The 24,376-nt window shown below is 64.0% G+C and carries 12 protein-coding genes and 4 pseudogenes; 14 read left to right on the plus strand and 2 right to left on the minus strand.

Features of this window, described 5'->3' with window-relative positions:
• Window positions 1-34: 34 nt before the first annotated feature.
• Entirely contained in the window at window positions 35-748 is a 714-nt protein-coding gene (locus C4901_RS17945; protein ID WP_205736224.1) for a hypothetical protein, read from the minus strand.
• The gene (glgP, locus tag C4901_RS06050; RefSeq protein WP_205736225.1) at window positions 745-2,589 is read right to left on the minus strand and encodes an alpha-glucan family phosphorylase; all 1,845 of its coding nucleotides are present in this window, start codon (window positions 2,587-2,589) and stop codon (window positions 745-747) included. Before glgP ends, C4901_RS17945 begins: the two co-directional genes overlap by 4 nt.
• 451 nt (window positions 2,590-3,040) lie before the next feature.
• Between glgP and glgB the strand changes: the two genes are divergently transcribed.
• The 14 genes and pseudogenes from glgB to C4901_RS06115 all read left to right on the plus strand — a co-directional run bounded on the left by glgB (window position 3,041) and on the right by C4901_RS06115 (window position 24,359).
• Entirely contained in the window at window positions 3,041-4,987 is a 1,947-nt protein-coding gene (glgB, locus tag C4901_RS06055) for a 1,4-alpha-glucan branching protein GlgB (protein WP_205736218.1), read from the plus strand.
• A 3-nt stretch (window positions 4,988-4,990) separates the two neighbouring features.
• Window positions 4,991-7,003, plus strand: a complete 2,013-nt coding sequence (locus C4901_RS06060; RefSeq protein ID WP_205736226.1) for an alpha-1,4-glucan--maltose-1-phosphate maltosyltransferase — start codon at window positions 4,991-4,993, stop codon at window positions 7,001-7,003.
• A gap of 7 nt (window positions 7,004-7,010) precedes the next feature.
• A complete protein-coding gene (gene treS, locus C4901_RS06065) occupies window positions 7,011-10,352 on the plus strand; it encodes a maltose alpha-D-glucosyltransferase (RefSeq protein WP_110136565.1) in 3,342 nt (1,113 codons plus the stop codon).
• Between the two features lie 88 nt (window positions 10,353-10,440).
• The gene (locus C4901_RS06070) at window positions 10,441-11,142 is read left to right on the plus strand and encodes a hypothetical protein (RefSeq protein WP_110136566.1); all 702 of its coding nucleotides are present in this window, start codon (window positions 10,441-10,443) and stop codon (window positions 11,140-11,142) included.
• A gap of 10 nt (window positions 11,143-11,152) precedes the next feature.
• On the plus strand, window positions 11,153-13,333 hold the full coding sequence (gene glgX, locus C4901_RS06075; protein WP_110136567.1) for a glycogen debranching protein GlgX: 2,181 nt from the start codon (window positions 11,153-11,155) through the stop codon (window positions 13,331-13,333).
• Between the two features lie 32 nt (window positions 13,334-13,365).
• The gene (gene treZ / locus C4901_RS06080; protein ID WP_110136568.1) at window positions 13,366-15,243 is read left to right on the plus strand and encodes a malto-oligosyltrehalose trehalohydrolase; all 1,878 of its coding nucleotides are present in this window, start codon (window positions 13,366-13,368) and stop codon (window positions 15,241-15,243) included.
• Window positions 15,240-18,218, plus strand: a complete 2,979-nt coding sequence (gene treY, locus C4901_RS06085; RefSeq protein WP_168185571.1) for a malto-oligosyltrehalose synthase — start codon at window positions 15,240-15,242, stop codon at window positions 18,216-18,218. Before treZ ends, treY begins: the two co-directional genes overlap by 4 nt.
• A gap of 78 nt (window positions 18,219-18,296) precedes the next feature.
• Window positions 18,297-18,417: pseudogene (locus C4901_RS19215) on the plus strand (pyridoxamine 5'-phosphate oxidase family protein); the annotation flags it as partial.
• Window positions 18,415-18,823, plus strand: a pseudogene (locus C4901_RS06090) (pyridoxamine 5'-phosphate oxidase family protein); the annotation flags it as partial. The pseudogenes C4901_RS19215 and C4901_RS06090, both read left to right, overlap by 3 nt.
• A 70-nt stretch (window positions 18,824-18,893) precedes the next feature.
• Entirely contained in the window at window positions 18,894-19,196 is a 303-nt protein-coding gene (locus tag C4901_RS17540) for a hypothetical protein (RefSeq protein ID WP_168185438.1), read from the plus strand.
• A 1,262-nt stretch (window positions 19,197-20,458) separates the two neighbouring features.
• Window positions 20,459-21,646 (plus strand): NAD(P)/FAD-dependent oxidoreductase, encoded by a 1,188-nt coding sequence (locus C4901_RS06100; protein ID WP_110136571.1) that lies wholly within the window; start codon window positions 20,459-20,461, stop codon window positions 21,644-21,646.
• 144 nt (window positions 21,647-21,790) lie between these two features.
• Window positions 21,791-22,183: pseudogene (locus C4901_RS19220) on the plus strand (PLP-dependent transferase); the annotation flags it as partial.
• A 329-nt stretch (window positions 22,184-22,512) separates the two neighbouring features.
• Window positions 22,513-23,223 (plus strand): annotated as a pseudogene (locus tag C4901_RS06110) (PLP-dependent aspartate aminotransferase family protein); the annotation flags it as partial.
• Entirely contained in the window at window positions 23,220-24,359 is a 1,140-nt protein-coding gene (locus tag C4901_RS06115) for a cysteine desulfurase family protein (protein WP_110136572.1), read from the plus strand. The pseudogene C4901_RS06110 and the gene C4901_RS06115, both read left to right, overlap by 4 nt.
• The last annotated feature ends 17 nt before the right edge of the window (window positions 24,360-24,376 follow it).

The following is a 24,376-nucleotide window of genomic DNA, read 5'->3' on the forward strand; positions in this document are numbered from 1 at the left end:
ACCGTAACTTTTGTCCAGCCCCAGACATACCGGTTCATGGCCGTGACCCGGTATTGATAATCATTCCTACATTTAGAACTGCTGGGTAGGGGTAGGCGCGGATACGAAGCGTCTGGAATCCCGATGTCCGGGGCTCGTGGTCGAGACGAAAGACGAGGCGCCCCTCGCCATCGATGCCGTCTGCGACGAACAGGGCCTGATCGCGGAGCAGCGCCTCGCCCAGGTCGTCGCTGGACTCGAACAGGCACTCGACGACGAGGTCATCCGGGCGCAGGCCGTTGCCGTGGACGAGTACGGTAAGGTGCAGGGGTTCGCCGACCTTGATGGCCTCGGGGATGTCCTGGCCGCGTTCGAGGCGCACCCCGGGCCAAGCGGTGGTCGCCTGGCGCTTCCAGCGCGCCAGCGCGCGCCCTCCGGCGGCCTCGTCGGCCGCCAGCCGCCGCGCATGGTCGGCGGCCTTGCGATAATAGTCGCGCGCGTATTCGAGCACCATGCGTTCGGCATTGAAGACCGGCATGGCGCGCCGCATCGCGGCCTTGGACATGGCGATCCATGATCGGGAATAGCCGTGCTCGGCAGCATTGAAGTAGAGGGGCACGACCTGCTGTTCCAGGATATCCAGGACCTCCGCGCTCTCCTCGCGAGTGCGCTGATCGTTGTCGATCGGACCCTTGTGCGGACAGATGCCCCAGCCGTTGTCGCCGGCATAGCCTTCGCCCCACCAGCCATCGAGGACGCTCAGGTTCACGACCCCGTTGATGGCGGCCTTTTGTCCCGATGTGCCGCTCGCCTCCAGGGGATACTCCGGGTGTTCAGCCAGACATCGACGCCGGTCACGAGCCTGCGCGCGAGCGCAAGATCGTAGCCTTCGATCAGGATCACCTTGCCCTCGAATTCCGGGCTGCGTGAGAACTCGTGGATCAGACGGATCAGGTTTTGGCCCGGATGGTCATGGGGATGCGCCTTGCCGGCAAAGAGCAGCAGCACCGGCCGATCCGGGTCGTTCAAAAGGCGCGCGAGGCGCTTGGGGTCCTCGAACAAGAGGCCTGCGCGCTTGTAGGTCGCGAAGCGTCGCGCAAAGCCTATGACAAGGGGTGCCTTGGCGTCGGGCTCCAGTTGCCGCGTGAGCCGCCGGATCACGCCCTCGCCTGCCCCGTTGCGCCGATATTGGCGGGCGACGCGCCGGTGTACGGTCTCCAGCATCGTGCCCTTCAGGGACTGGTGGACGCTCCAGTAGCTGTGGTCGGGAATGGTGTCGATGCGTGTCCAGTAGTCGGCCTCGGTGAGCTTGTTGCGCCACTCGCTGCCAAAGCGCACGTCGAACAGGCTGCTCCATTCGTGGGCAAGGAAGGTCGCCACATGCACGCCGTTGGTCACATGCCCGACGGGGTTTTCCATCCACGGGATCTGCGGCCAGATGTAGGCCTCCATGCGCGAGGCGACCCCGCCGTGGATGCGGCTTACGCCATTGTGCAGGCGCGATCCGCGCAGGGCGAAGGCGGTCATGTTGAATCCGCCCTGACTTATGGGGCTCGACCCCAAAGACTTCAGTTCATCCAGGGTGATCCCAAGATCGGCGACATAGGGTTCGAGATAGCGCCCGAACAGTTCCTGGTCGAAGATGTCATGGCCGGCGGGCACGGGCGTATGGGTGGTGAACACCGTGCCGGCCGCCACCACCTCCAGCGCGCTATCGAAATCCCGGCCTTGGGCGGTGAGCTCGCGGATACGCTCCACGATCTGTAAGGCGGGGTGGCCTTCATTGATATGCCAGACGGTGGGCGCAAGGCCCAGCGCGCGCAGCGCGCGCACGCCGCCTATGCCCAGGACGATCTCCTGGCGCAAGCGGGTGTCGCGGTCGCCGCCATAGAGCTGGCAGGTGATGCCGCGGTCGGCGTTGGTGTTCTCCGGGACATCGCTGTCGAGCAGATAAAGACAGATGCGTCCGGCCGCCACGCGCCACACCTTGAGCGCCACGGTGCGCCCGGGAAGGGTGACCGACACCCGCAGCTCATGCCCCTCACTGTCGCACACCGGGGTCACCGGGAGATCGGCGAGCAAGGCTGGCGCGGTGCCGACGATCTGGTTGCCCTGCGCGTCTATGGTCTGGGTGAAGTACCCCTGCCGGTAGAGGAGGCCCACGGCCACGAACGGGAGGCCCAGGTCGCTTGCCGCCTTGCAGTGGTCGCCGGCCAGTATGCCAAGGCCGCCGGAGTAGATCTGCAGGCTCTCATGGAGACCGAATTCGGCGCAAAAGTAGGCGACAAGATCGGTCTGCGGGTCGATGTCCGTACGTTTGGAGGACAGGCGCACGGCGTGGTAGGTGTCGTGCATGGACAGGGCGCGCTGATACTCCTCCAGAAATAGCGGATCCGCCGCGGCCTCGTCGAGCCGCGATTGCGCGACACGGCGCAGCATGAGTTTGGGGTTGCGCCCGCACTGTTCCCAGAGCCTCGGGTCGAGGCGCACGAACAGCGCGCGGATGGATCGGTTCCAGCTGTAGAGAAGGTCGGATGCGAGCTCCGTGAGGCGCGTCAATCTTTGCGGAATGAGCGGCTGGACTTCCAGGGGATAACGGGTACCGGGCACGTGATGACCTTTTGTGTGATCGTTGGGGTAGTGAACCTGATTCGTTCAGACTGGCCTGCAGGTATTATGCCACAGGCGGCGCATCGCCCTTAACCGCGTGGCTCGACAAGAAGCTTACGCGCTTCAGCGGGTGCGGAACATCGCACTCGTATCATATCAACCGCCACGGACGGCAGCTGCCTTGGGCGGACCTGGCTTGGCGCAAAAGATGCCGGTCGCCGCGCCCGTGCGCGTCCTGCGGCCGACGATGACCGCGCCTGGGGTCGACCCGCCCTGGTGCTCGTGCACCATCCCATGGCCATCGAAAGGATGATGTTTGGCGCCCCCGAGGGGTAGCGGGCCGCGGACGCTTCGCTACTTGTCATGGGCGGGCATGGCCCGTAACATGACCAGAGAAATGGCGCGGATCGTGCGTTCCGGGCACGCGGACATCGGCAAGGGAGGGCAGTGCATGCCAGGCGGCAGGGTGGCGAGCGGCAGTGCGGACGCATGGTTCAGTCCGGAGGATATCTATCTCTTCCGCGAGGGGCGGCACGTGCGGCTCTACGAGAAGCTCGGCGCGCATCCGCTGCAGGTGGCGGCCGATACCGGCGTGCATTTCGCGGTATGGGCACCCAATGCGCGCTCGGTGTCGGTGATCGGCGATTTTAACGGGTGGCGAAAGGATGTCCATCCGCTGAAGGTCCGCGACGATGGGTCGGGTCTGTGGGCGGGGTTCATCGCCGGGATCGGCCCCGGGGCGCTCTATAAATATCACATCGTCGCGCGCGACAGCGGCTATGAAGTGGAGAAGGCCGACCCGTTCGCGTCTCAAAGCGAGCTGCCGCCGCGTACGGCGTCGGTGGTATGCGATGGCAGCTATGCCTGGCAGGACGCGGCGTGGATGGCGGGGCGCGGCGAGCGCATCGCGCTCGCCGCGCCGGTGAGCATCTACGAGATGCATGCCGGATCCTGGCGGCGCGTGCCCGAGCAGGGCGGGCGCTGGCTCAGTTACCGCGAACTGGCTTCGACATTGCCGTCCTATGTCGCGGACATGGGCTTTACTCATGTCGAATTCATGCCGCTTACCGAACACCCTTTCTATGGTTCATGGGGCTATCAGACCACGGGCTATTTCGCGCCCACCGCGCGTTTTGGCACGCCCGAGGATCTCATGTCCCTCATAGATGCCCTGCATCGCCAGGGTATCGGCGTGATCCTCGACTGGGTGCCGTCGCACTTTCCCACGGATCTTCACGGCCTCGGGTTTTTCGACGGGACGCATCTTTTCGAGCATGCCGACCCGCGGCGTGGCTATCATCCGGAATGGCACTCGAGCCTGTTCAACTATGGCCGCCACGAGGTGCGCTCGATATTGGTCTCGAGCGCGCTTTACTGGCTCGACAGGTTTCACATGGACGGTCTGCGCGTCGATGGCGTGGCGTCCATGCTGTATCGCGACTATGCGCGCGCCCCGGGGGAGTGGATCCCGAATGCCCACGGTGGCCGGGAGAACGAGGAGGCGATCCAGTTTTTGCAGGAGCTGAACGAGGCCGTGTACCGGCATTATCCCGACACACAGACCATAGCCGAGGAGTCCACGGCCTGGCCGCAGGTGTCGCGGCCGGTCTATGCCGGGGGGCTCGGGTTCGGCTATAAATGGAATATGGGCTGGATGCATGACACGCTCGATTACATGGAAAAGGACCCCATCCACCGCAAGTACCATCAGGGGCAGCTTACGTTCAGCCTGTGGTACGCCTTTCAGGAAAACTTCGTGCTGCCGCTTTCGCATGACGAGGTGGTCTATGGCAAGCGCTCGCTGATTGCCAAGATGCCGGGCGACGACTGGCAGCGATTCGCCAACCTGCGCGTGCTCTTCGCCTACATGTTCTGTCACCCCGGCAAGAAGCTCCTATTCATGGGCTCGGAGTTCGCCCAGTGGCGGGAATGGGCCCACGAAGGCAGTCTCGACTGGCACCTTCTCGATCATGAGCCGCATCGCGGCATCCAGCGTCTGGTGCGCGATCTGAACGCCTTGTATCGCGGGGAGCCGGCGCTGCACCGGGCCGACACCGAGCCCGCGGGTTTCCGGTGGCTGGACGCCGGGGATTGGGAGCAGAGCGTCATCAGTTTCTACCGCTTCGCCGAACCCGCCGCCGAGCCGCTGCTGGTGGTCGCCAATTTCACGCCCCTGCCGCGCCACAACTACCGCCTGGGGGTGATGTGGCCAGGGCTCTGGCAGGAGGTCCTGAACACCGATGCCACGGTCTACGGCGGCAGTGGGCAGGGCAACCTCGGGGGGCTTGCCACGGCCCCGGTGGCGGCGCACGGCGCGTTGCAGTCCCTGAATCTCGTGTTGCCGCCCCTCTCGGTGCTCGTGTTCAAGGCCCCGCCACGGCCGGGGTCGGGTAACTAGGCCGTGGCGCGGCGTCCGGGCAAGGAGCCGCCCCTGCCAGCCGATGGCCGCTGTCGGGTGGTGATCGAGGCCCTGACCCCGATGGTCGACTGCGGGCGCTTCCCCATAAAGCGGGTGATCGGCGACACCGTGATCGTGGAGGCCGATGTGTTTGCCGATGGTCACGACGCCGTGGCCTGTGTGCTGTGCGTACGCAAACCAAGCGGCCGCACGCTGGGCACGACGCGCATGACGGCGCTTGGCAATGATCGCTATCAGGGACGCTTTGTGGTCGCCGAGCTCGGTATCTATCACTATACGGTGCGTGCCCATGTCGATCGATTCGGCTCGCTCACCCAGGAACTCGCGCGTCGGCCGGCCGACGACCCGGATCTTGCCCTGGTCTTTCAGCAGGCAGCGCTCCTGATTGCGGGCGCCGCGGCCTGTGCGCCGGCGCGCGAAGCGCGTCCGCTGCGTGTCGTACAGGCGCTGCTCGAGGGCCAGGCGTCTTCCGCCGACAAGCGTACGGCGCTGTTAGACGAGGTGCTGGCCGAACGGGTCTACCGGTTTTCGCAGCCCGCGCATGAGACGGCGTGGACACAAGAACTCGCGGTGCGTGTGGACCCCGAGAGCGCGCGCGCCGCGGCCTGGTATGAATTCTTTCCACGCTCGCGCTGGGGGTCTGCCGGCGGACGACTGGGTGATGCCGGCCCGATCCTTACCCATGTGGCGGCCATGGGTTTCGATGTCGTATACCTGCCGCCGATATCACCGATCGGGACCGTGCGCCGCAAGGGTCCGAATAATACCGTAAGCCGCGATCCCGCGGATGTCGGTAGTCCGTGGGCGATCGGCAGCGCCGAGGGCGGTCACAAGGACGTGGCCCAGGCCCTGGGCACGCTTGCGGATTTCCGGGCATTCTGTGCGGAGGCCGAACGGCTCGGGCTTGCCGTCGCGCTCGACATCGCCTTTCAGTGCGCCCCCGACCACCCGTATGTGACCGAGCACCCGCAATGGTTCCGTCACCGCCCGGACGGCAGCATCCAGTACGCCGAGAACCCCCCGAAGAAATACCAGGACATCTACCCGTTGGACTTCGAGACCGAGGACTGGCAGGCCCTTTGGCGGGAATTGAAGGGCATCGTCCTGTTCTGGATCGACGCCGGGGTGCGCATCTTCCGGGTCGACAATCCCCACACCAAGGCCTTCGCCTTCTGGGAATGGCTCATAGACGCGGTACGCGCCGAGCACCCCGATGTCTTGTTTCTGGCCGAGGCCTTCACGCGCCCCAAGGTGATGCACAGGCTCGCGAAGCTCGGGTTCACGCACTCTTATACCTATTTCACGTGGCGCAACAGCAAGCACGAACTGATCGCGTACTTCACCGAGCTCACGCGTGGACCGGGCCGCGAGTATTTCCGGCCGCACGTCTGGCCGAACACCCCCGACATCCTGCCGCCCTATCTGCAACATGCCCCGCGCGCGGCGTTCATCGCGCGTCTGGTGCTGGCCGCGACCCTGAGCGCCAACTACGGCATTTACGGGCCGGCCTTCGAGCTCATGGAATCGGTACCGCGCGAGCCGGGTAGCGAGGAGTATCGGGACTCCGAGAAGTACGAGCGGCGCACCTGGGATGTCGCCCGGCCCGACAGCCTGCAGGCGATCATTGCGCGCATCAACGCCATACGCCACGCGCATCCGGCGCTCAAGGCCGATTGCCGCCTCGTATTCCATGCCATCGATAACGATAACCTGATCGCCTACAGCAAGACCTCCGACGACGGCGCGTCGGTCATTCTCGTGGTGGTGAACCTCGACCCCTATCACCGTCAGTCCGGATGGGTCGAGTGGCCGGCGCAGGTCGCCGGCGCTCCTGCCGACCGCGCGGTGCAGATGCACGATCTCCTGTCGGATGCGCGCTATCTGTGGAGCGGTGGCCGCCATTACGTGGAACTCGCGCCCGAGCAGATGCCGGCGCATATATTCCGCCCGCGCGGCTATGTCGGCACCGAGCACGACTTCGATTACTACTCTTAGGTCATCCATGCATAGAAAGACAAGAAGCGAGGAATCGCGGATATCGGATGATCCGCTCTGGTACAAGGACGCGGTCATCTACGAATTGCATGTACGTGCTTTCTTCGATGGTAATGGCGACGGTATCGGGGATTTCGCGGGGCTCACCGAGAAGCTCGATTATCTCCAGGATCTCGGTGTCGATACCCTGTGGGTGCTGCCTTTCTACCCGTCGCCCATGCGCGACGACGGGTATGACATCGCCGATTACCGCAATGTCCATCCCGACTACGGGACGCGCCGCGATTTCCTGCAGTTCGTGCGCGCCGCCCATGAACGGGGGCTGCGGGTCATCACCGAGCTTGTCATAAACCACACCTCCGACCAGCATCCCTGGTTTCAGGCGGCGCGCCAGGCGCCCGCGGGTTCGCCCAAGCGCGACTTCTATGTGTGGAGCGATACCGCCAAGAAGTTCGAGGATACCCGCATCATATTCACCGACAGCGAGAAGTCGAACTGGGCATGGGATGATGTCGCCCACGCCTACTACTGGCATCGCTTCTTTTTCCATCAACCGGACCTGAACCACAACAATCCGCATGTCGTGAAGGCGGTGGTGCGGGTCATGGAGTTTTGGCTTGGCCTGGGTGTCGACGGCCTGCGGCTCGACGCCATCCCGTATCTGTGCGTGCGCGAGGGGACGAGCAACGAGAACCTGCCGGAGACCCATGCGGTCGTGCGCTACATGCGTTCGGTGATAGACCGGCGCTATGAGAATCGCATGTTGCTTGCCGAGGCCAATCAGTGGCCGGAGGATGTGCGCGACTACTTCGGCACGGGCGATGAGTGCCACATGGCCTATCACTTTCCGCTCATGCCGCGGATGTATATGGCCATAGCGCAGGAGGACCGGCATCCGATCGTCGAGATCATGAAGCAGACGCCGGACATCCCCGAGACCTGCCAGTGGGCGATCTTTCTGCGCAACCACGACGAACTCACCCTGGAGATGGTCACGAACAATGAGCGTGACTATATGTACCAGATGTACGCCGCCGACCGGAAGGCGCGCCTTAATCTTGGGATACGCCGCCGGCTCGCGCCGCTCATGGATAATGATTTCGACAAGATCCGACTCATGAACAGTCTGCTTTTGTCGATGCCCGGGTCGCCGATCATCTACTACGGCGACGAGATCGGCATGGGCGACAATATTTATCTCGGTGACCGCAACGGTGTGCGGACCCCCATGCAGTGGAGCCCGGATCGCAACGCCGGCTTCTCGCGCGCCGACCCGCAGCGCCTGTTTTTGCCGCCGATCATGGACCCCATTTATGGTTATGGCGCGGTGAATGTCGAGGCGCAGGCGCGCGACCCCTCGTCTTTGTTGAACTGGACGCGGCGCATGCTCACGATCCGCAAGAGCACGAAGGTGTTCGGGCGGGGCGCGCTCGTGTTCCTGGAGCCCGGCAACCGCAAGATCCTCGCCTATGTGCGTGCCTATGGCGATGAGACGATCCTGTGCGTCGCCAATCTGTCGCACTCCGCGCAGCCCGTGGAACTCGATCTGTCGGCCTACAAGGGGCGCGTGCCGATCGAGCTCATGGGTCGGACGCCGTTTCCGCCGATCGGCGACCTCCCGTATCTTTTGACCCTCCACGGCCATGGCTTCTATTGGTTCCGGCTCGCCGCCGGAGGGGAAATCCCGGCCTGGCACGAGGAGCGCCTGCCCCCCGAGGAGCTGCCGTTGCTCGTGCTGTTCGATGGCTGGCGGAGCCTGTTTCGCGAGCGCGTGGTGCCCTGGCGCATGGCCATGGCCGACCGCGTCCGTGAACAGTGGGAACGCGATGCCTTGCCACGCTTTGTGATCGCGCAGCGTTGGTATGCCGAGAAGGGCGTGGTCCCAAAGCGGGTCGCCATGACCGAGACCGCCGAATGGGTGGGATCCGACGGCCGGTTTTTCTTCATGATCGCGGATGTCGTGGAAGCGGGTGAGGGGGCGCCCGTGGGCCGCTATTTCGTGCCGCTGTCGCTCCTGTGGGAGAGCGACAGCGAGGCGCGCATGCGCACGGTTTTGCCGCTTGCCGTGGCGCGCGTACGCCAACAGGCGACGCTTGGCATCTTGGGCGATGCCTTCGCCGACGACGCCTTTTGCCGCGGGCTTGTCGCGGTGATGCGCGCGGGGCTGGCCTTTGCGGGCGAGGGCGGTGTCGTGCAGGGCGTGGCCGTGGGTACGCTCGAGCAGCCGGTGGCCGCGGACGAGACGGTCCGCCATCCCAATACGCACAGCAGCAACACGGCGGTGGCGATCGGCGAACGGTTGTTTTTGAAGGGCTATCGGCGATTGCAGGAGGGCATCAACCCGGAGGTCGAGATGGGCCGGTTCTTGTGCGACGTGGCGGGCTTTCGCCATACCGTGCCGGTGCTCGGGACCCTCGAGTACCGGCCGGCTGCGGGTAGCGTCATCACGCTTGCGCTGCTCCAAGCCTATGTCGAGAACCAGGGGGACGGTTGGGACTATACCCTGAACTATCTCGACAATTATCTCGAACTGTGTCTGCATGGCGCGGCCCCGCCAGGGGGGAGTGAGGAGGTGCATGGCGGCTATCTCGCGCTCGTGCGCACGCTCGCTTTGCGCACCGCGCAGATGCATCAGGCCTTGGCCACGCCCTACGGTGATCCCGCCTTCGATCCCGAACCGCTCGCCCCCGACGATGGCGCGCGCTGGGTCGCGGGGGTACGCGGCGAGATGGAGCAGACCTTCGAGATGCTCTCCGCGCGGCTTGCCAACCTCTCGCCCGAGGTCCAGGATGACGCCAAGGCCGTGCTCGCCGGTCGCGAGACGTTCCTTGCGCGCGCCGCACTGGCCGCCCCGACCGTGGGACAAAAGATCCGCTACCACGGGGATTACCACCTGGGGCAGGTCTTGCTCCAGCAAAACGATTTCGCGATCACCGATTTCGAGGGCGAGCCCGGGCGGCCGTTCTCCGAGCGCCGACGCAAGAGCACGCCGCTACGCGATGTCGCGGGCATGCTGCGGTCGTTCAGCTACGCCCTCTATACAGTGCTTGACCGTGTCACCGCCGGGCAGGCCGAGCATAGGACGATGTTACTGCCTCACGCCCGCGCCTGGGAGCAGGCCACGGTCGCGGCGTTCATCGCCTCCTATGCCGCGGCCATGGAGACCACGAGCCTCTGGGGCAGCTTTGCCGAGGCCGCGGATTGGTTGCAGCTCTTCATCCTCGAGAAGGCCTTTTATGAACTGCGTTACGAGATGAATAACCGCCCCCAGGCGCTCGCGATTCCCCTGCAGGGCCTTTTGCAGGGCCTTGAGCGTGAGGCCGTGGCGCAGGATCCGCCAGGCGCGTAGATTCACAAAAACACCTGAGGCCGGCGTCCCCCGGGGCTGTCCGGCGCAGGGGCGTTGGGCGATTCATACGGAGAAGGAGGCTGACATCATGACTATCCTACACGCGGCGCTCGCGCCCCTGCCGGCGATCGTCTGGCAGTGGCAGCGGTGGCTGCCGCCCATTCTTATTGCGCTCGGTATTCTGGGCGGCGGGTGGTTGGCGGCCCGCTTTCTGCGATTCGTCGCCATAAAGACCCTGCGCGCCATGAATTTTCATATCGTGACGGAGCGCGCCGGACTCGACGGATTATTGACCGCAGGCGGCGCCGGGACCGACACCACCGGCCTTATGGGGATGCTGGTGGCGGCGCTCGTGATCCTGATCGCCCTCATATGGGCCCTCGATATCGCCGGCCTGTCGGCGGGCGCTGCCGTGGCCACGCGCATTGCGCTCTATATCCCGCGTCTTATGGTGGCGCTCCTGATGCTCGCGGCCGGTTTGTACTTCGCGCGCTTCGTGGCGCAATCGGTGACGTTGTATGGCAATGAACTCGGGCTTGCCGATGCCCCGGTCCTCGGGCGGCTGATGCGCTCGATCGTGATTGCGTTCGTGGTGCTCATGGTATTGGACGAGCTCCACATCGGCCAGGGGCTCATACGCGACTCGTTTCTCATCCTTCTTGGCGGGGTGACGCTCGCGGCAGCCCTGGCCTTTGGCCTCGGGGGCCGGCGTTGGGCGGCGCATGTCCTGGAGCGCGATTGGCCGCGCGAGCGCCCGCAGGGTATCGGCGAAGGCCCGGGCCGACAGTGAGGGCCGGACGATGAGCGATGAGCGTCGGTCCACCGGACCACGGGCTGCGGGCCGTCATGCGGTCTGGCCGGGACGGCCCTATCCCCTGGGCGCCACCTGGGACGGCGAGGGCGTCAACTTCGCCCTGTTTTCCGAACACGCCGAAGGGGTGGAGCTGTGTTTGTTCACCGAGGACGGGCGTCACGAGACCGCACGCATACCGGTACGCTGGCAGACCGATCAGGTATGGCACTGCTACCTGCCGGAGGCGCGGCCGGGTTGGCTTTATGGCTACCGGGTCTATGGGCCCTACGACCCGCGCCACGGCCATCGCTTCAACGGCAACAAGCTGCTCCTCGACCCGTATGCCAAGGCCATTGCCGGCGAGTTGCGCTGGAGCAATGCGCATTTTGCCTACCGCGTCGGCCACAGGCTCGAGGACCTGTCGTTCGATCGCGCCAACAACGCGCCATTCATGCCCAAGGCGCGGGTCGTGGAATCGGCATTCAGCTGGGGCGACGACCGGCTTTTGCGCACGCCCTGGCATGACACCATCATCTATGAGCTGCACGTCAAGGGCTTCACCTGGCTGCACCCGCTCATACCCCAGGATTTGCGCGGCACCTATGCCGGCCTCGGATCGGCGCGCGTCATCGAATACCTGAAGTCGCTTGGCATCACCGCAGTCGAGCTCATGCCGGTGCACGCCTTCATAGATGATCGTCATCTGGTCGAGCGCGGGCTGCGCAACTACTGGGGCTACAATTCGATCGGGTTTTTCGCTCCCGATGCGCGCTATTCGGCGAGCGGCCGGATATCCGAATTCAAGACCATGGTGAAGGCGTTTCATACAAACGGGATAGAGGTCATCCTCGATGTCGTGTACAACCATACGGCCGAGGGCAACCACATGGGCCCGACGCTGTCCTTCAAGGGCATAGACAACCTCTCCTATTACCGCCTGTCGTCCGAGGACGCGCGCTATTACATGGACTTCACGGGCTGCGGCAACACCCTGAACATGCTCCATCCGCGCGTCTTGCAGCTCATCATGGACTCGCTGCGTTATTGGGTCCTGGAGATGCATGTCGACGGTTTTCGCTTCGATCTCGCCTCGACCTTGGCGCGCGAGCTGCACGATGTGAACCGGTTGTCGGCGTTCTTCGATATCATCCACCAGGACCCGGTGCTCTCGCAGGTCAAGCTCATCGCAGAGCCTTGGGACCTTGGCGAAGGCGGGTATCAGGTCGGCAATTTTCCGGTGGGCTGGACCGAGTGGAACGGCAAGTACCGCGACGTGGTGCGCGCCTACTGGAAGGGGGAGGGCGGGGTCATAGGCGAGCTCGCCTACAGGCTGACGGGTTCAAGCGATCTCTATGGGCATGGCGGCCGCAATCCCTACGCCTCGATCAATTTCGTGACCGCGCACGACGGCTTCACCCTCGAGGATCTGGTGAGCTACAACCATAAGCACAACGAGGCCAATGGCGAGGATAACCGCGACGGTACCGATACCAACCTGTCATGGAATTGTGGCGTCGAGGGACCCACGGACGACCTCGCCATACGCGCCCTGCGCGCGCGTCAGAAGCGCAACATGATCGCCACCCTGCTGCTGTCGCAGGGGGTCCCGATGATCCTCGCCGGCGACGAGATCGGGCGCACGCAACGCGGCAACAACAACGCCTATTGCCATGACGACCCGATCAATTGGGTGAACTGGGAGCTGACGCCGGAGGACCACGAGTTTTTGCGGTTCGTCCAGCATGTGATCCGCATCAAGCAAAACCACAAGGTATTCCGCCGGCGTTCGTTTTTTCAGGGGCGGCGCATCCACGGCAGCGACATCAAGGACATCACCTGGTTGAAGCCCGACGCCACCGAGATGAACGATGAGGAGTGGCGGCAGAGCTTTGCCCGCCGTCTCGGGCTGTTTCTGGCCGGCGAAGGGCTGGAGGAATTCGACGACCGGGGGCGCATGATAGGGGATGTCGATTTTCTGTGGTTGTTGAACGCGCATCACGAGGAGATCCCGTTTGCGCTGCCCCCCTATAGGACTCAGGGGTGGCAGGTGGATATCGATACCAGCTACAGCGTCCCGGCGCGCGCCACGGGGGCGGTGATCACAAGCGGTGTCTATCCCCTGCAAGGGCGCTCCCTTGTGCTGTTGCGCGAAGCCACCCCGGATCGGCGCATGGGGCTTGGACACTGAGTGGGAACGGCGGCATTCGTGCGGGAGGTGTCATGACGGTTCACAAGGACGCGCGGGCTGCGGGGGCGGCGAGGCGTCACGAGCCCCTGGGCTTCGGGGCCGAGTGTGTCGAGGGCGGGGTACGGTTCCGGTTGTGGGCCCCGGCGGCGCGCCGGGTCGACGTGGTGCTGGAGGAAGAGGGGGCGGCGGTCCCCATGGATGCCGTGGATGGCGGCTGGTTTCAGGTCACAAGCGGACAGGCACGCCCGGGGAGCCTGTATCGTTACCGCATCGACGGTGACCTGAAGGTCCCGGATCCGGGATCGCGCTTTCAGCCGCAGGATGTGCATGGCGCGAGCGAAGTGGTGGATGCACAGGCCTTTGCGTGGGGCGATGAGGGGTGGCGCGGGCGCCCGTGGGGCGAGGCGGTGGTCTACGAGCTTCATGTCGGCACCTTCAGTCCCGAAGGGACCTTCGCGGGCGCCATGGCGCTCCTCCCGCGACTGGTCTCGCTTGGGGTGACGGCCATAGAGCTCATGCCGCTCGCCGATTTCCCGGGGCACGCCAACTGGGGTTATGACGGCGTGCTGCCGTTTGCCCCCGACAGCCATTATGGCCGCCCCGAGGACCTGAAGGCCCTGATCGTCGCCGCCCACGGTCTTGGGCTCATGGTGTTCGTCGACGTCGTTTATAACCACTTTGGCCCGGATGGCAACTATCTCGGCGTCTATGCCCCCGAGTTCTTTACCTCACGCCATCGCACACCGTGGGGCGACGCCATAAACTTCGACGGACCGGGTAGCGCCGCGGTGCGCGCCTACTTTATTGCGAACGCGCGCTACTGGCTTTGCGAATACCATTGCGACGGTCTGCGTTTCGATGCCGTGCATGCCATTGTCGACGATTCGCCGCAATCGATATTGACCGCCATCGCCGAGGCTGTGGCACCGCTGCGGGCCCACGGACGCCATATCCATCTGGTCTTGGAAAACGAGAACAATGAGGCCCGCCATCTCCATGGCGGCGACGGGCCTCAGGGGTTCACCGCGCAATGGAACGATGATATCCATCACGTCCTGCATGTGCTTTTGACAGGTGAGCATGACGGCTACTATGCGGATTACACGGATGATCCGGCCGGCCGGCTCGGCCGCTGCCTGACCGAGGGCTTCGCCTACCAGGGGGAGTGGTCGGCGGTCCACCAGGGGGCGCGCGGTGAATCGACGCAAGGACTCCCGCCGGCGGCGTTCGTGGGGTTTCTGCAAAACCATGACCAGATCGGCAACCGCGCCTTTGGGGAGCGCATAACGGCGCTCGCGTCGCCCGCGGCGGTACGCGCGGCGACCGCGGTGCTCCTGCTCGCGCCCTCGCCACCCTTGCTGTTCATGGGCCAGGAGTTTGCCTGCAGCCGGCCGTTTCTGTTTTTTTGTGACTTCGGGCCCGAGCTCGGTCGCGCCGTGACCGAGGGGCGGCGCCGGGAATTCGCGCGCTTCCCGGAGTTTGCCGACGAATCGCGTCGCGCCCATATCCCAGACCCCAACAGCCCCGCAACATGGGCCAAGAGCCGGCTCGACTGGACCGAGGCCGAGCGCGCGCCGGGTCGGGATTGGCTTACGTTCCATCGCGCGCTGCTCGCGACCCGCGCGCGCGAGCTTGCCCCACGGCTGGTCGCAGGCGAGGCGCGCGCCGAGGGTTTTGAGCGCTTCGGCGCGCGCGGCCTGACCGTGAGCTGGCGCTTTGCCGACGGCGCGCGACTGCATCTTGCCGCGAATCTCGGGGATGCGGAGGTGGTCGCATTGGATCGTGCGGGTGCCGCGCCCGTGACCCTCTATGAGACGCGCGCGCCGGCAGACGGGGGGCGGCTCGGTCCTTGGGAGGTCCGCTGGGGCCTATGGCCGGCGATGGCCGGCACGACGGCAGGCGGTCCGTGAGCCGGCGCGCTGGCGCATCGCGCGCGGCACAGTCGGCCCCCGGGCAGGCGCATCATGAGTGCCCGGTGCGCGCCACCTACCGCTGGCAGTTCCACAAAGGCTTTGGTTTTCGCGATGCCACACGGCTTGTTCCGTATCTGGCCGAACTCGGAATCAGCCATTGTTACGCCTCACCGTATCTCAAGGCCCACGCCGGCAGCAATCATGGCTACGATATCGTAGACCACATGCACATCAATCCCGAGGTCGGCACCGAGACCGAGCGCCTAGCCTTCGTGCGGGCACTCAATGCCCATGGGCTTTACCAGATTCTCGATGTCGTCCCAAACCATATGCGCGTCGACGATCCGGAAAACCGCTTGTGGTGGGACATACTGGCGCTCGGGAGGCGGTCCCGGTTCGCGCATTATTTCGATATCGATTGGGTGACACCCGAGCGGCCCTATGAGGACAAGGTCGTCATCCCGATCCTCGGCGGACCTTATGGCGAGGTGCTGGAGGCCGGGGACATCGTCCTTGACTTCGATGCCGGTCATGGGGGGTTTATCGTGCGTTATTATGATCACCTCCTGCCGCTAGGCCCCGGGTCCTATCCGCAGCTTCTGGCAGAGGTCGCGCAATCCGTCGCAGGCTTAGGCCCTGGCGATGAGGCGATCGGGCAGGAGATATCGGACCTTATCGCGCTTTTCGAGCGGGCCTCGATCCAAGCCGTGGATATGGCGACCGCCGCCGCGTCAGCGGGCCTCGTGGTCGAGGGGGCGAGCCGCATGGGCGCGTGGGTGACCGGGCATGCGCGGTGCGCCGAGGCCCTGAAGACGGTACTGGCGCGCTATAATGGGTTCGAGGGTGCGGGCGCGCACCGCTACGACGCCCTGCACGCGCTCTTGGAACAGCAGGCCTACCGGCTGGCGTTCTGGCGCGTCGCCGGATACGAGATCAACTACCGGCGTTTCTTCGACATCAATGAGCTCGCCGCGCTGCGCATGGAAGACCCCGAGGTGTTTGCGGCGACCCACGAGCTCATCGGCCGCTGGATCGCCGCCGGTGATGTGACCGGGCTTAGGATCGACCACCCCGACGGCCTGCGTGATCCGCGCGGCTATTGCGCGAGACTCCAGGACTGGGCGCGGGAGCGCAGGCAAAGTGCGGGGGCGGGGGCCGCAGCCGATCCTGGGCCCTTATATGTGGTGGTGGAGAAGATCCTGGGGGCCAGTGAATCATTGCCCGGGGACTGGCCGGTGCATGGCACGACCGGCTACGACTTCACGCGCCTTGCAAGCGGCGTGCTCGTCGATGCCAAGGGCGAGGCCGGCATCGACGCCGCCTACGAGGCGTTCGTGGGCGCTTGCGACGACTATGCGGGCCTGCTCTATGAGTGCAAAGCGCTCATCCTGCATACCATCCTTGGCAGCGAGATCCATACCCTGGGGCTCGCGCTCGACCGCATCGCCGAGCGTGACCGGCGCACACGCGATCTCACGCTATCGGCGCAGAGGACCGCGCTCTTTGAGATCGTGGCGTGTTTTTCCGTGTACCGCACCTATGTGACCGCCGCCGGCGTGAGCGCGGCGGATCGCGCGGTGATCGACGCGGCGTGCGCGCAGGCCAAAGAGCGCAACCCGCTCGTGGAGCCGGCGGCGGTGGATTTCATCCGCGACCTGTTGCTGCTCGAGGGCCTGGATGGGTGCGCCCCCGAGGAGCAGGGCGAAATCCTGGATTTCGTGGGGGCGTTTCAGCAGTATACGGGTCCGGTCATGGCCAAGGGTCTGGAGGACACGCTCTTCTATCGCTATAACCGCATGGTGTCGTTAAACGAGGTCGGTGGCGACCCGTCGCGTTTCGCGGTCTCGCGCGCGGCCTTCCATGAGGCCAATGGCGAGCGCCTGCGCCATCATTCCAAGACGCTGCTTGCGACCTCCACCCATGACAGCAAGCGCAGCGAGGACGTGCGCGCGCGGCTGCATGTCCTGTCCGAGATCCCACAGGCATGGGGTGAGTGCGGACAGTGGCTGAAGGCGCGTCACGCGGCCCTCAAGGGCCTGGGCGGGGCCGCGCCCTCGGCGCGCGATGAGTACCTCTTTTATCAGACCCTGATCGGCATCTGGCCCCTCACGCATACCCCCGAGGCCTGGACGGACGTGCGCGCGCGCCTGAAGGATTACATGCTAAAGGCCGTGCGCGAGGCCAAGGGCGAAACGAGCTGGGTTAAGCCCGCCCCCGAGTATGAGGACGCTTTGGTGGCATTCGTGGACGCCGTCACCGACCCCGAGGCAAACGGCGAGACGCTCGCAGGACTCGCGGCCTTCATCGCTCCGATCGCGCGCGTGGGGCTCTGGACGGCGTTGAGCCAGGTGGCGTTGAAGCTTACCGTGCCCGGGGTCCCGGACTTCTATCAGGGGACCGAGCTGTGGGATTTTCATCTCGTGGACCCGGACAACCGGGGCGCGGTGGACTATGCGTCCCGTGCCCGGATACTGGCCGAAGTCGCGCGCTTCGATGTGGAGGATGCCGGCGGACGCGCGGTTTTGCTTACCGCATGGCTTACGCACCCCGAGGACGGGCGCGTGAAGATGCACCTGACCCGATGCCTTTTGCACCTGCGGCGCGCCTATCCCTGGCTCTTTGCCGAGGGCCACTACGAGCCCTTGGAGGCCCAAGGGCCCCATGCCCGTCATCTCGTGGGTTTCATCCGCCGCAGCGAAGACGCGGTCGCACTCGTAGTCGTGCCCCGCCATTACTGGGCACTCACGCGCGGTGGCCAGCGCCTGCCCCTGGGATGCGCCGTGTGGGAGGAGACACGTATCCTGCCACCCGCGGGCCTTGCGATACCGTCATGGCGCGATGTCTTGTCGGGCGAGCTCGTAACACCGGCCGCCACCGGCGCCGGGTCCTTGGGGGCCGCCACGCTCTTGGCGCACTTTCCCATCGCGGTCCTGATCGCGCCCCTGGAGGGGCGGGGCGACAAGCGCGGATGAGTGGCGCACGGCCCGGAGGCGGCCTCCGTGATACCCTAAGGCCCCGGAGTTCCCGCGATAGCTGAGGTGGGGTGGTCGATGGCCAAGCAATACGCGCATATCCCCGAGCGCTGGGCGCGCTTCATAACGGAACAGAAGATCTTCTTCGTGGCCACCGCCACCTGCGACTCGCGCGTCAACGTCTCGCCCAAGGGCCATGGCCAAGCAATACGCGCATATCCCCGAGCGCTGGGCGCGCTTCATAACGGAACAGAAGATCTTCTTCGTGGCCACCGCCACCTGCGACTCGCGCGTCAACGTCTCGCCCAAGGGCCTAGACAGCTTGCGCATCCTCGACCCCAATCGCGTTGCGTGGTTGAACCTCACGGGGAGCGGCAACGAGTCCGCGGCCCATGTCCAGAGTGACCCGCGCATGACGCTCATGTTCTGCGCCTTTGGCGGCGAGCCCCCTCGACCCCAATCGCGTTGCGTGGTTGAACCTCACGGGGAGCGGCAACGAGTCCGCGGCCCATGTCCAGAGTGACCCGCGCATGACGCTCATGTTCTGCGCCTTTGGCGGCGAGCCCATCATCCTGCGGCTCTATGGGACCGCGCGCGCCGTCCACCAGGCCGATCCCGCCTGGCCGGTGCTTGCCGCGCTCTTTCCGCCGTTGCCCGGCGCCCGCCAGATCTTCGATGTCGCGATCGCTCTATGGGACCGCGCGCGCCGTCCACCAGGCCGATCCCGCCTGGCCGGTGCTTGCCGCGCTCTTTCCGCCGTTGCCCGGCGCCCGCCAGATCTTCGATGTCGCGATCGACCTCGTGCAGACCTCGTGCGGCTTCGGGGTGCCGTATTTCGACTTCGCCGGCGACCGGCCGGACCTGCGCATCTGGACCGAGAAGAAGGGCGAGGAGGGTGTGCGGCGCTATTGGCGCGAGCGCAACGCCGTCAGCATCGATGGCATAGAGACCGGGATCGCCGACAAGAACCGGTCCTGATAGCCCCCGCCCGCAAGCCGCCTGCATCCTGGGTGACAAGGATTGCAGGGTGGCATCAAGACCGCGACAGTCTCCGGCCCGTGGCGATCTGGGCGGAGTCAGGTGGTGGAAAAGGCCCAATGCCACCAAGCGTGCGCCGGTTCTCGGTATCCGCGACGGGGCGTCCCAGCCGCTCTCGCGCCCTCGATCTCGGCGCAGCCCATCATCACACTCCGCTTTGCTACGAGATGCCGCCCCCACAAAGAGAGGGGGTTGGCCACGGCCGTCCTGCGGACGAGCCGTGCGCTTTTCCGGCGCATAAACGTGGATTGTGCTAAGGGCCTAAGGATGTGGGCTAATCGGGGGTTTTGAGTCAGGGTTTTGCAAGGCCAGCATGGTCTGGTAGTCCCAGGGCATCCAGGCGGCGGGGTGGTGGGGTCGCCACTTCGCCACCGTGGTGCTGGAACGCGACCAGATACTCGAACGGGGCCACGTGGTTCCATTCGGCGGTATGGATCATGAAGAGGTTGTCGACGTGGGTACCCCGGCGGCGTGCGGCAGAAGAGCGCATTCTTTCGGTGCAGTATGGCTTTTTTCAGGATCCGGTCCCGACAATACCGATTTCCGGATGCTGTCGCGTTCCTCTGTCAGTGCAAGGGTTCACGCCATGCCTTTTTATAATGGGTGGGTCGGTATGATCCGTGTGATTTCCTCAGTATCCCGCCACGTGCAATAGATCGGGTCCCCACCGGTAGCAACAAAACCTGTAATCGCTTGCATTCGCTACCTCTCATCGATATAGTCTTAGTATATTCAATTGTAGACTTGAATAGAGCGACATGGGAGAAGGGTAGATACCGGTACGGATATCGTGACGCTGCGAATAGGGCGGCCTGGGGTCAGAATATCGTTTTCATTGATGGGCGCGAACGCGGCGCCGGTGGGCTTGGGCTTTATAAGCGCCCCAAGGACACGGTCGAGTCCAGACGCGCTTGGCAAAACGGGGTACTCCCGGGTACAGCCGGCGGATGCATGCCTGCGCCCAATAGACTTTTCTAATGAACTAAGACTATGGGGGCGCACCAGACACAGCGTAATTAGGCTATACCTATGGGGGCGGGAAGGGGTGAATCGAGTCGTTGGCTATCGGATCGGATTGGGGCGTCGGTAAGACACGCTTTTCTCGGTTGCCATGGATCTCTGCCGGTGCCCTCTTAAGGGGGGCGCCGGCTCGCGCTTTCGCTCCAAGGTATGCGCGATGTGTCTACGAAAAGGAGTGCCGTATGAAAAAAACAATCATCGTGGCCGGCAACGGGTTCGCATCTCTCTTTTTCCTCATGTATTTCCTAGACAGTCCCATTTTTCCATTCGCGGCGGCAATTTTTCGGAGGCTATATTCGCGTTACGATATCATCCTTATTGGCAACGGGACTTTTATTTATTTTCCCGCGATCCCCGAATTTTTAACGAAGAAGCGAAATAAGAAAGGCATTACGGTCGACATTCGCCCGTTTCTGTGGCGGAGAAATATTCGCTTTGTAGAAGGCCAGGTCATGGAGCTGCAGGATGGTGGTCGAACCGTGGTCACGGATCACGGAACCTACCGCAACGATATCCTTTTTTTGGGGATCGGGCCGACCTTTCGGAAGGAGGATATCCCTGGTACGGCCGAGTACACCTACTCGCCCTGCTACGGGCCAGATGATATGGATCGCTTTATAGCCAAGCTCGACGCCTTGGATAGTGGGATTATTTATGTTGGTTTTAGCATCAACAGAAAGGATGGCTTTGTCGCCGGGCGCACGGGCCCCATGTATGAATCCGCCTGCCTTCTGGATTCCGCGCTGAGGGCGAGGGGTGTCCGCGATCGTTTCGAGATTCATTTTTTCTCTCCTGACCGCAGTCCGGGAGACAAGGGCCCGCTTACCGATCGACTCGCGGAGCGGGGGATCATCCGCGATGATGGTTATTCGCCTGAGAAGTTCGTTGAAGGCGGGATGATCGACCACGATGGGACGTTCCGCAAGGCGGACCTCGTGCTTTACTCGGCGGCGATGACCGGTCCGCCTCTTATACACCAGTCGCGCTGCCTGCCTGCGTCAGTCGGCGGCCATATCGATGTAGATCGATATGGTCAGGTCAAAGGTTTGCCCCATGTGTATGCTGCCGGCGATTGCGCTGCCCACGAAGCGCCGCCACCCTGGGTGCCCCATCAGGCGCATATGGCTCAGCTACGGGCGCAGGCCGCCGCCCGAAACGTGAGAACGGCGTTAACGGGGCGGGACGCGGCTTGCACATATCGCCATGAGCTGTCGTGCATCCTGGATATGGAGAGCGACGGTATGTGGATGCATATCTCCGAGGATGGCAGGCCGCCTTTCAGGGGTATCTTCCCGAAACGATCACGGCATCTCGTCCGGGTCAAAATGCTGCTCGAATGGGTATTTCTTTTTTATCTTCGACACCTCTAGCGGCGACTCCGGCGATGGCTAGGGGCGGGTTCTGGTGGTAAGGGAAAAAGACACCGATAAGGCGCATATCTTGGGAGGCGAGGATGGAAGAGAAACGAGGATTATCCACGCTCTGCGTGCATGGCGGGGAGCTTAAGGATGTCTATGGGGCACCGCATACGCCGCTTTACGATAACGACTTTCGCGTTCGATTCGACTGCGGATCTCCTGGATGTGGTCGAGGGCCGTAAATCAGGCGCGCTTTACACCCGTTATGGACTCAACCCGACTATTCAAGGTCTCGAGGCCAAGCTTGCGCTGCTGGAAGGGGCGCAATCGGCACTGGCGTTCGGGTCCGGTATGGCGGCGGCGGCCGCGCTTTTCCTGGCCCACGGACGCGAGGGTATTGTTTGTATTGGCGATGCCTACGGCGGCACGCTCGATCTTCTCGAAAAACAATTGCCGCTCCTCGGTATTCCCACGCAGCTCCTGCTTACCCGGGAAGCGGGGCGTCTGGCCGCCATCCTGGGCGGATCGAGAAAACTGGTGTTCTTCGAGCGCTACGCGCCAGGGAGAGCGCAGCGAGGGCGCGTAGTCCGCGGGAGGCGTAGGTCCGGGCGGGTGGCCGCAGGCCACCTGCAAGGACATCGACACGCCGTCCAGTTATTGTGGGCGAGCCTCTTGTGCGCCGGAAAAGCGCACGGCTCGCCCGCAGGACGGCCGCGGCATCTCGCAGCGGAGCGGAGAGATAATGAGCTGCGCCGAGATCGGCAGGACGGCCGCGGCATCTCGCAGCGGAGCGGAGAGATAATGAGCTGCGCCGAGATCGAGGGCGCGAGGGCGACTTGGACGTCCCGTCGCGCATACCGAGAGCCGGCGCACGCTTGACGCCCACAAATCCCGCGCTTGAAATCATCGACATTCGTCGTATGGCGAGTCTCGCACATGACTTCGGCGCGTTAGTGGCCGTGGATAACACATTCGCCTCGCCTGTCAACCAGCGGCCCTTGGCATGGGGGGCGGACATCGTAGTGCATAGCGCCACCAAGTATCTCGGTGGTCACAGCGATCTGACGGCGGGCGCTTTAATGGGGTCGGAGGCGTTGCTTGCACCCATTCGGGCTTGGCGCAGCAATTTTGGACAGACCATCGCGGCCGAGACCGCGCAGCTTCTGGCGCGTAGCTTGCGTACGCTGGTCGTGCGGGTGGAACGTCATAATGAAAACGCCGCGGCGGTGGCGCGGGCCTTGCGCGGCCATGAACGCGTGAGGACCGTCTTTTATCCGGGCCTAGAGGATCATCCAGGCCACGAGATTGCCGGTCGTCAGATGCAAGGCTTCGGCGGCATGGTTACCGTGGATGTGCGAGGTAATGCCGCGGACGCGGCGCAGGTCGTCGATCGCTTGCGACTGATCAAGATCGCACCCAGCTTAGGTGGCGTAGAGAGCCTCGCCACGCAGCCTATTACGACGACCCATCACGGGCTCTCGGTCGCGGAGCGGGCCCGGCGCGGCATCACCGATACGATGATCCGGCTGTCGATTGGACTCGAAGATCGCGACGACCTTGTGTCTGATCTGACGCGGGCATTGGGATGACTGTGCCCGTCTATCTGGATTATAACGCGACCACGCCGATTGCGCCCGAGGTCGTTGCGGCGATGCGCCCCTTCCTGGAGGAGAATTTTGGCAATCCCTCCTCGTCTCATGCCTATGGCCTGCGGGCGCGTGAAGCTGTGGCGACGGCCCGCAGGCAGGTGGCCGAGCTTGTGGGGGCGCACCCCGAAGAGATATGTTTTACGGGCGGGGCGACCGAGGCCAATAATCTGGCGATACAGGGGGTAGTCCGCGCCTTGCCGGGCCGACGCCATCTCGTCACATCCGCTATCGAGCACCCCTCGGTTTTGGCCCCGATCAAGACCTTGGAGGCCCAGGGTTGGGATGTGACGATCGTGCCAGTCGATCCCTATGGCCGGGTTCCGGTTGCGGCGGTAGCGCGCGCGGTCCGTGAAGATACGGCCTTAGTCTCAATCATGCATGCCAATAATGAGACAGGCACTTTGCAGCCGGTTCGCGATATCGCGGCCGTGGCTCACGCCCGTGGGGCGCTTATGCATACGGATGCGGCACAATCAGCGGGGAAGGTGATACTGGATGTGCACGCGCTGGGTGTCGACTTCCTGACATTGGCGGGGCACAAGTTTTATGCGCCCAAGGGCGTAGGGGCCTTGTATCGGGCGGCCGCTGCACCCCCGCTCGTCCCGATACTGTTTGGTGCCGGGCAGGAAGCAGGGATGCGGCCCGGGACAGAAAATGTGCCGGCTATTGTAGCGCTGGGCAGAGCCGCACAGCTTGCCCAGGATGGGCTTGGGGTGTTTCCTGCCGATCTGACAGTCCTGCGGGACCACCTTTACCGCCTCTTAGACGACCAGATTCCTGGCCTTCAACTGAATGGTCATCCGACCGAGCGATTGCCGAATACCCTGAATGTCTCGTTCCCGAACATCGAAGCCGCGGTATTGCTCGCTGTCGTTGCCTTCGATGTCGCCGCGTCTGTCGGTTCGGCCTGTCATGACAGCGTCACGGGGGCAAGCGCCACACTGAAAGCCATGGGTCTCCCCGAGGAGCGAATGGCCGGCGCCATACGGTTTTCCGTAGGCCTTCACCTAGACAAGGCACAGATCGATTATGCGGCTCGTGCCCTGGTTTCGGCGTGGCGACAGCTAGCAGTGTGAGGCGCGGGCATTTCGCG

The sequence above is a fragment of the Acidiferrobacter sp. SPIII_3 genome (assembly GCF_003184265.1).
GTDB lineage: Bacteria > Pseudomonadota > Gammaproteobacteria > Acidiferrobacterales > Acidiferrobacteraceae > Acidiferrobacter.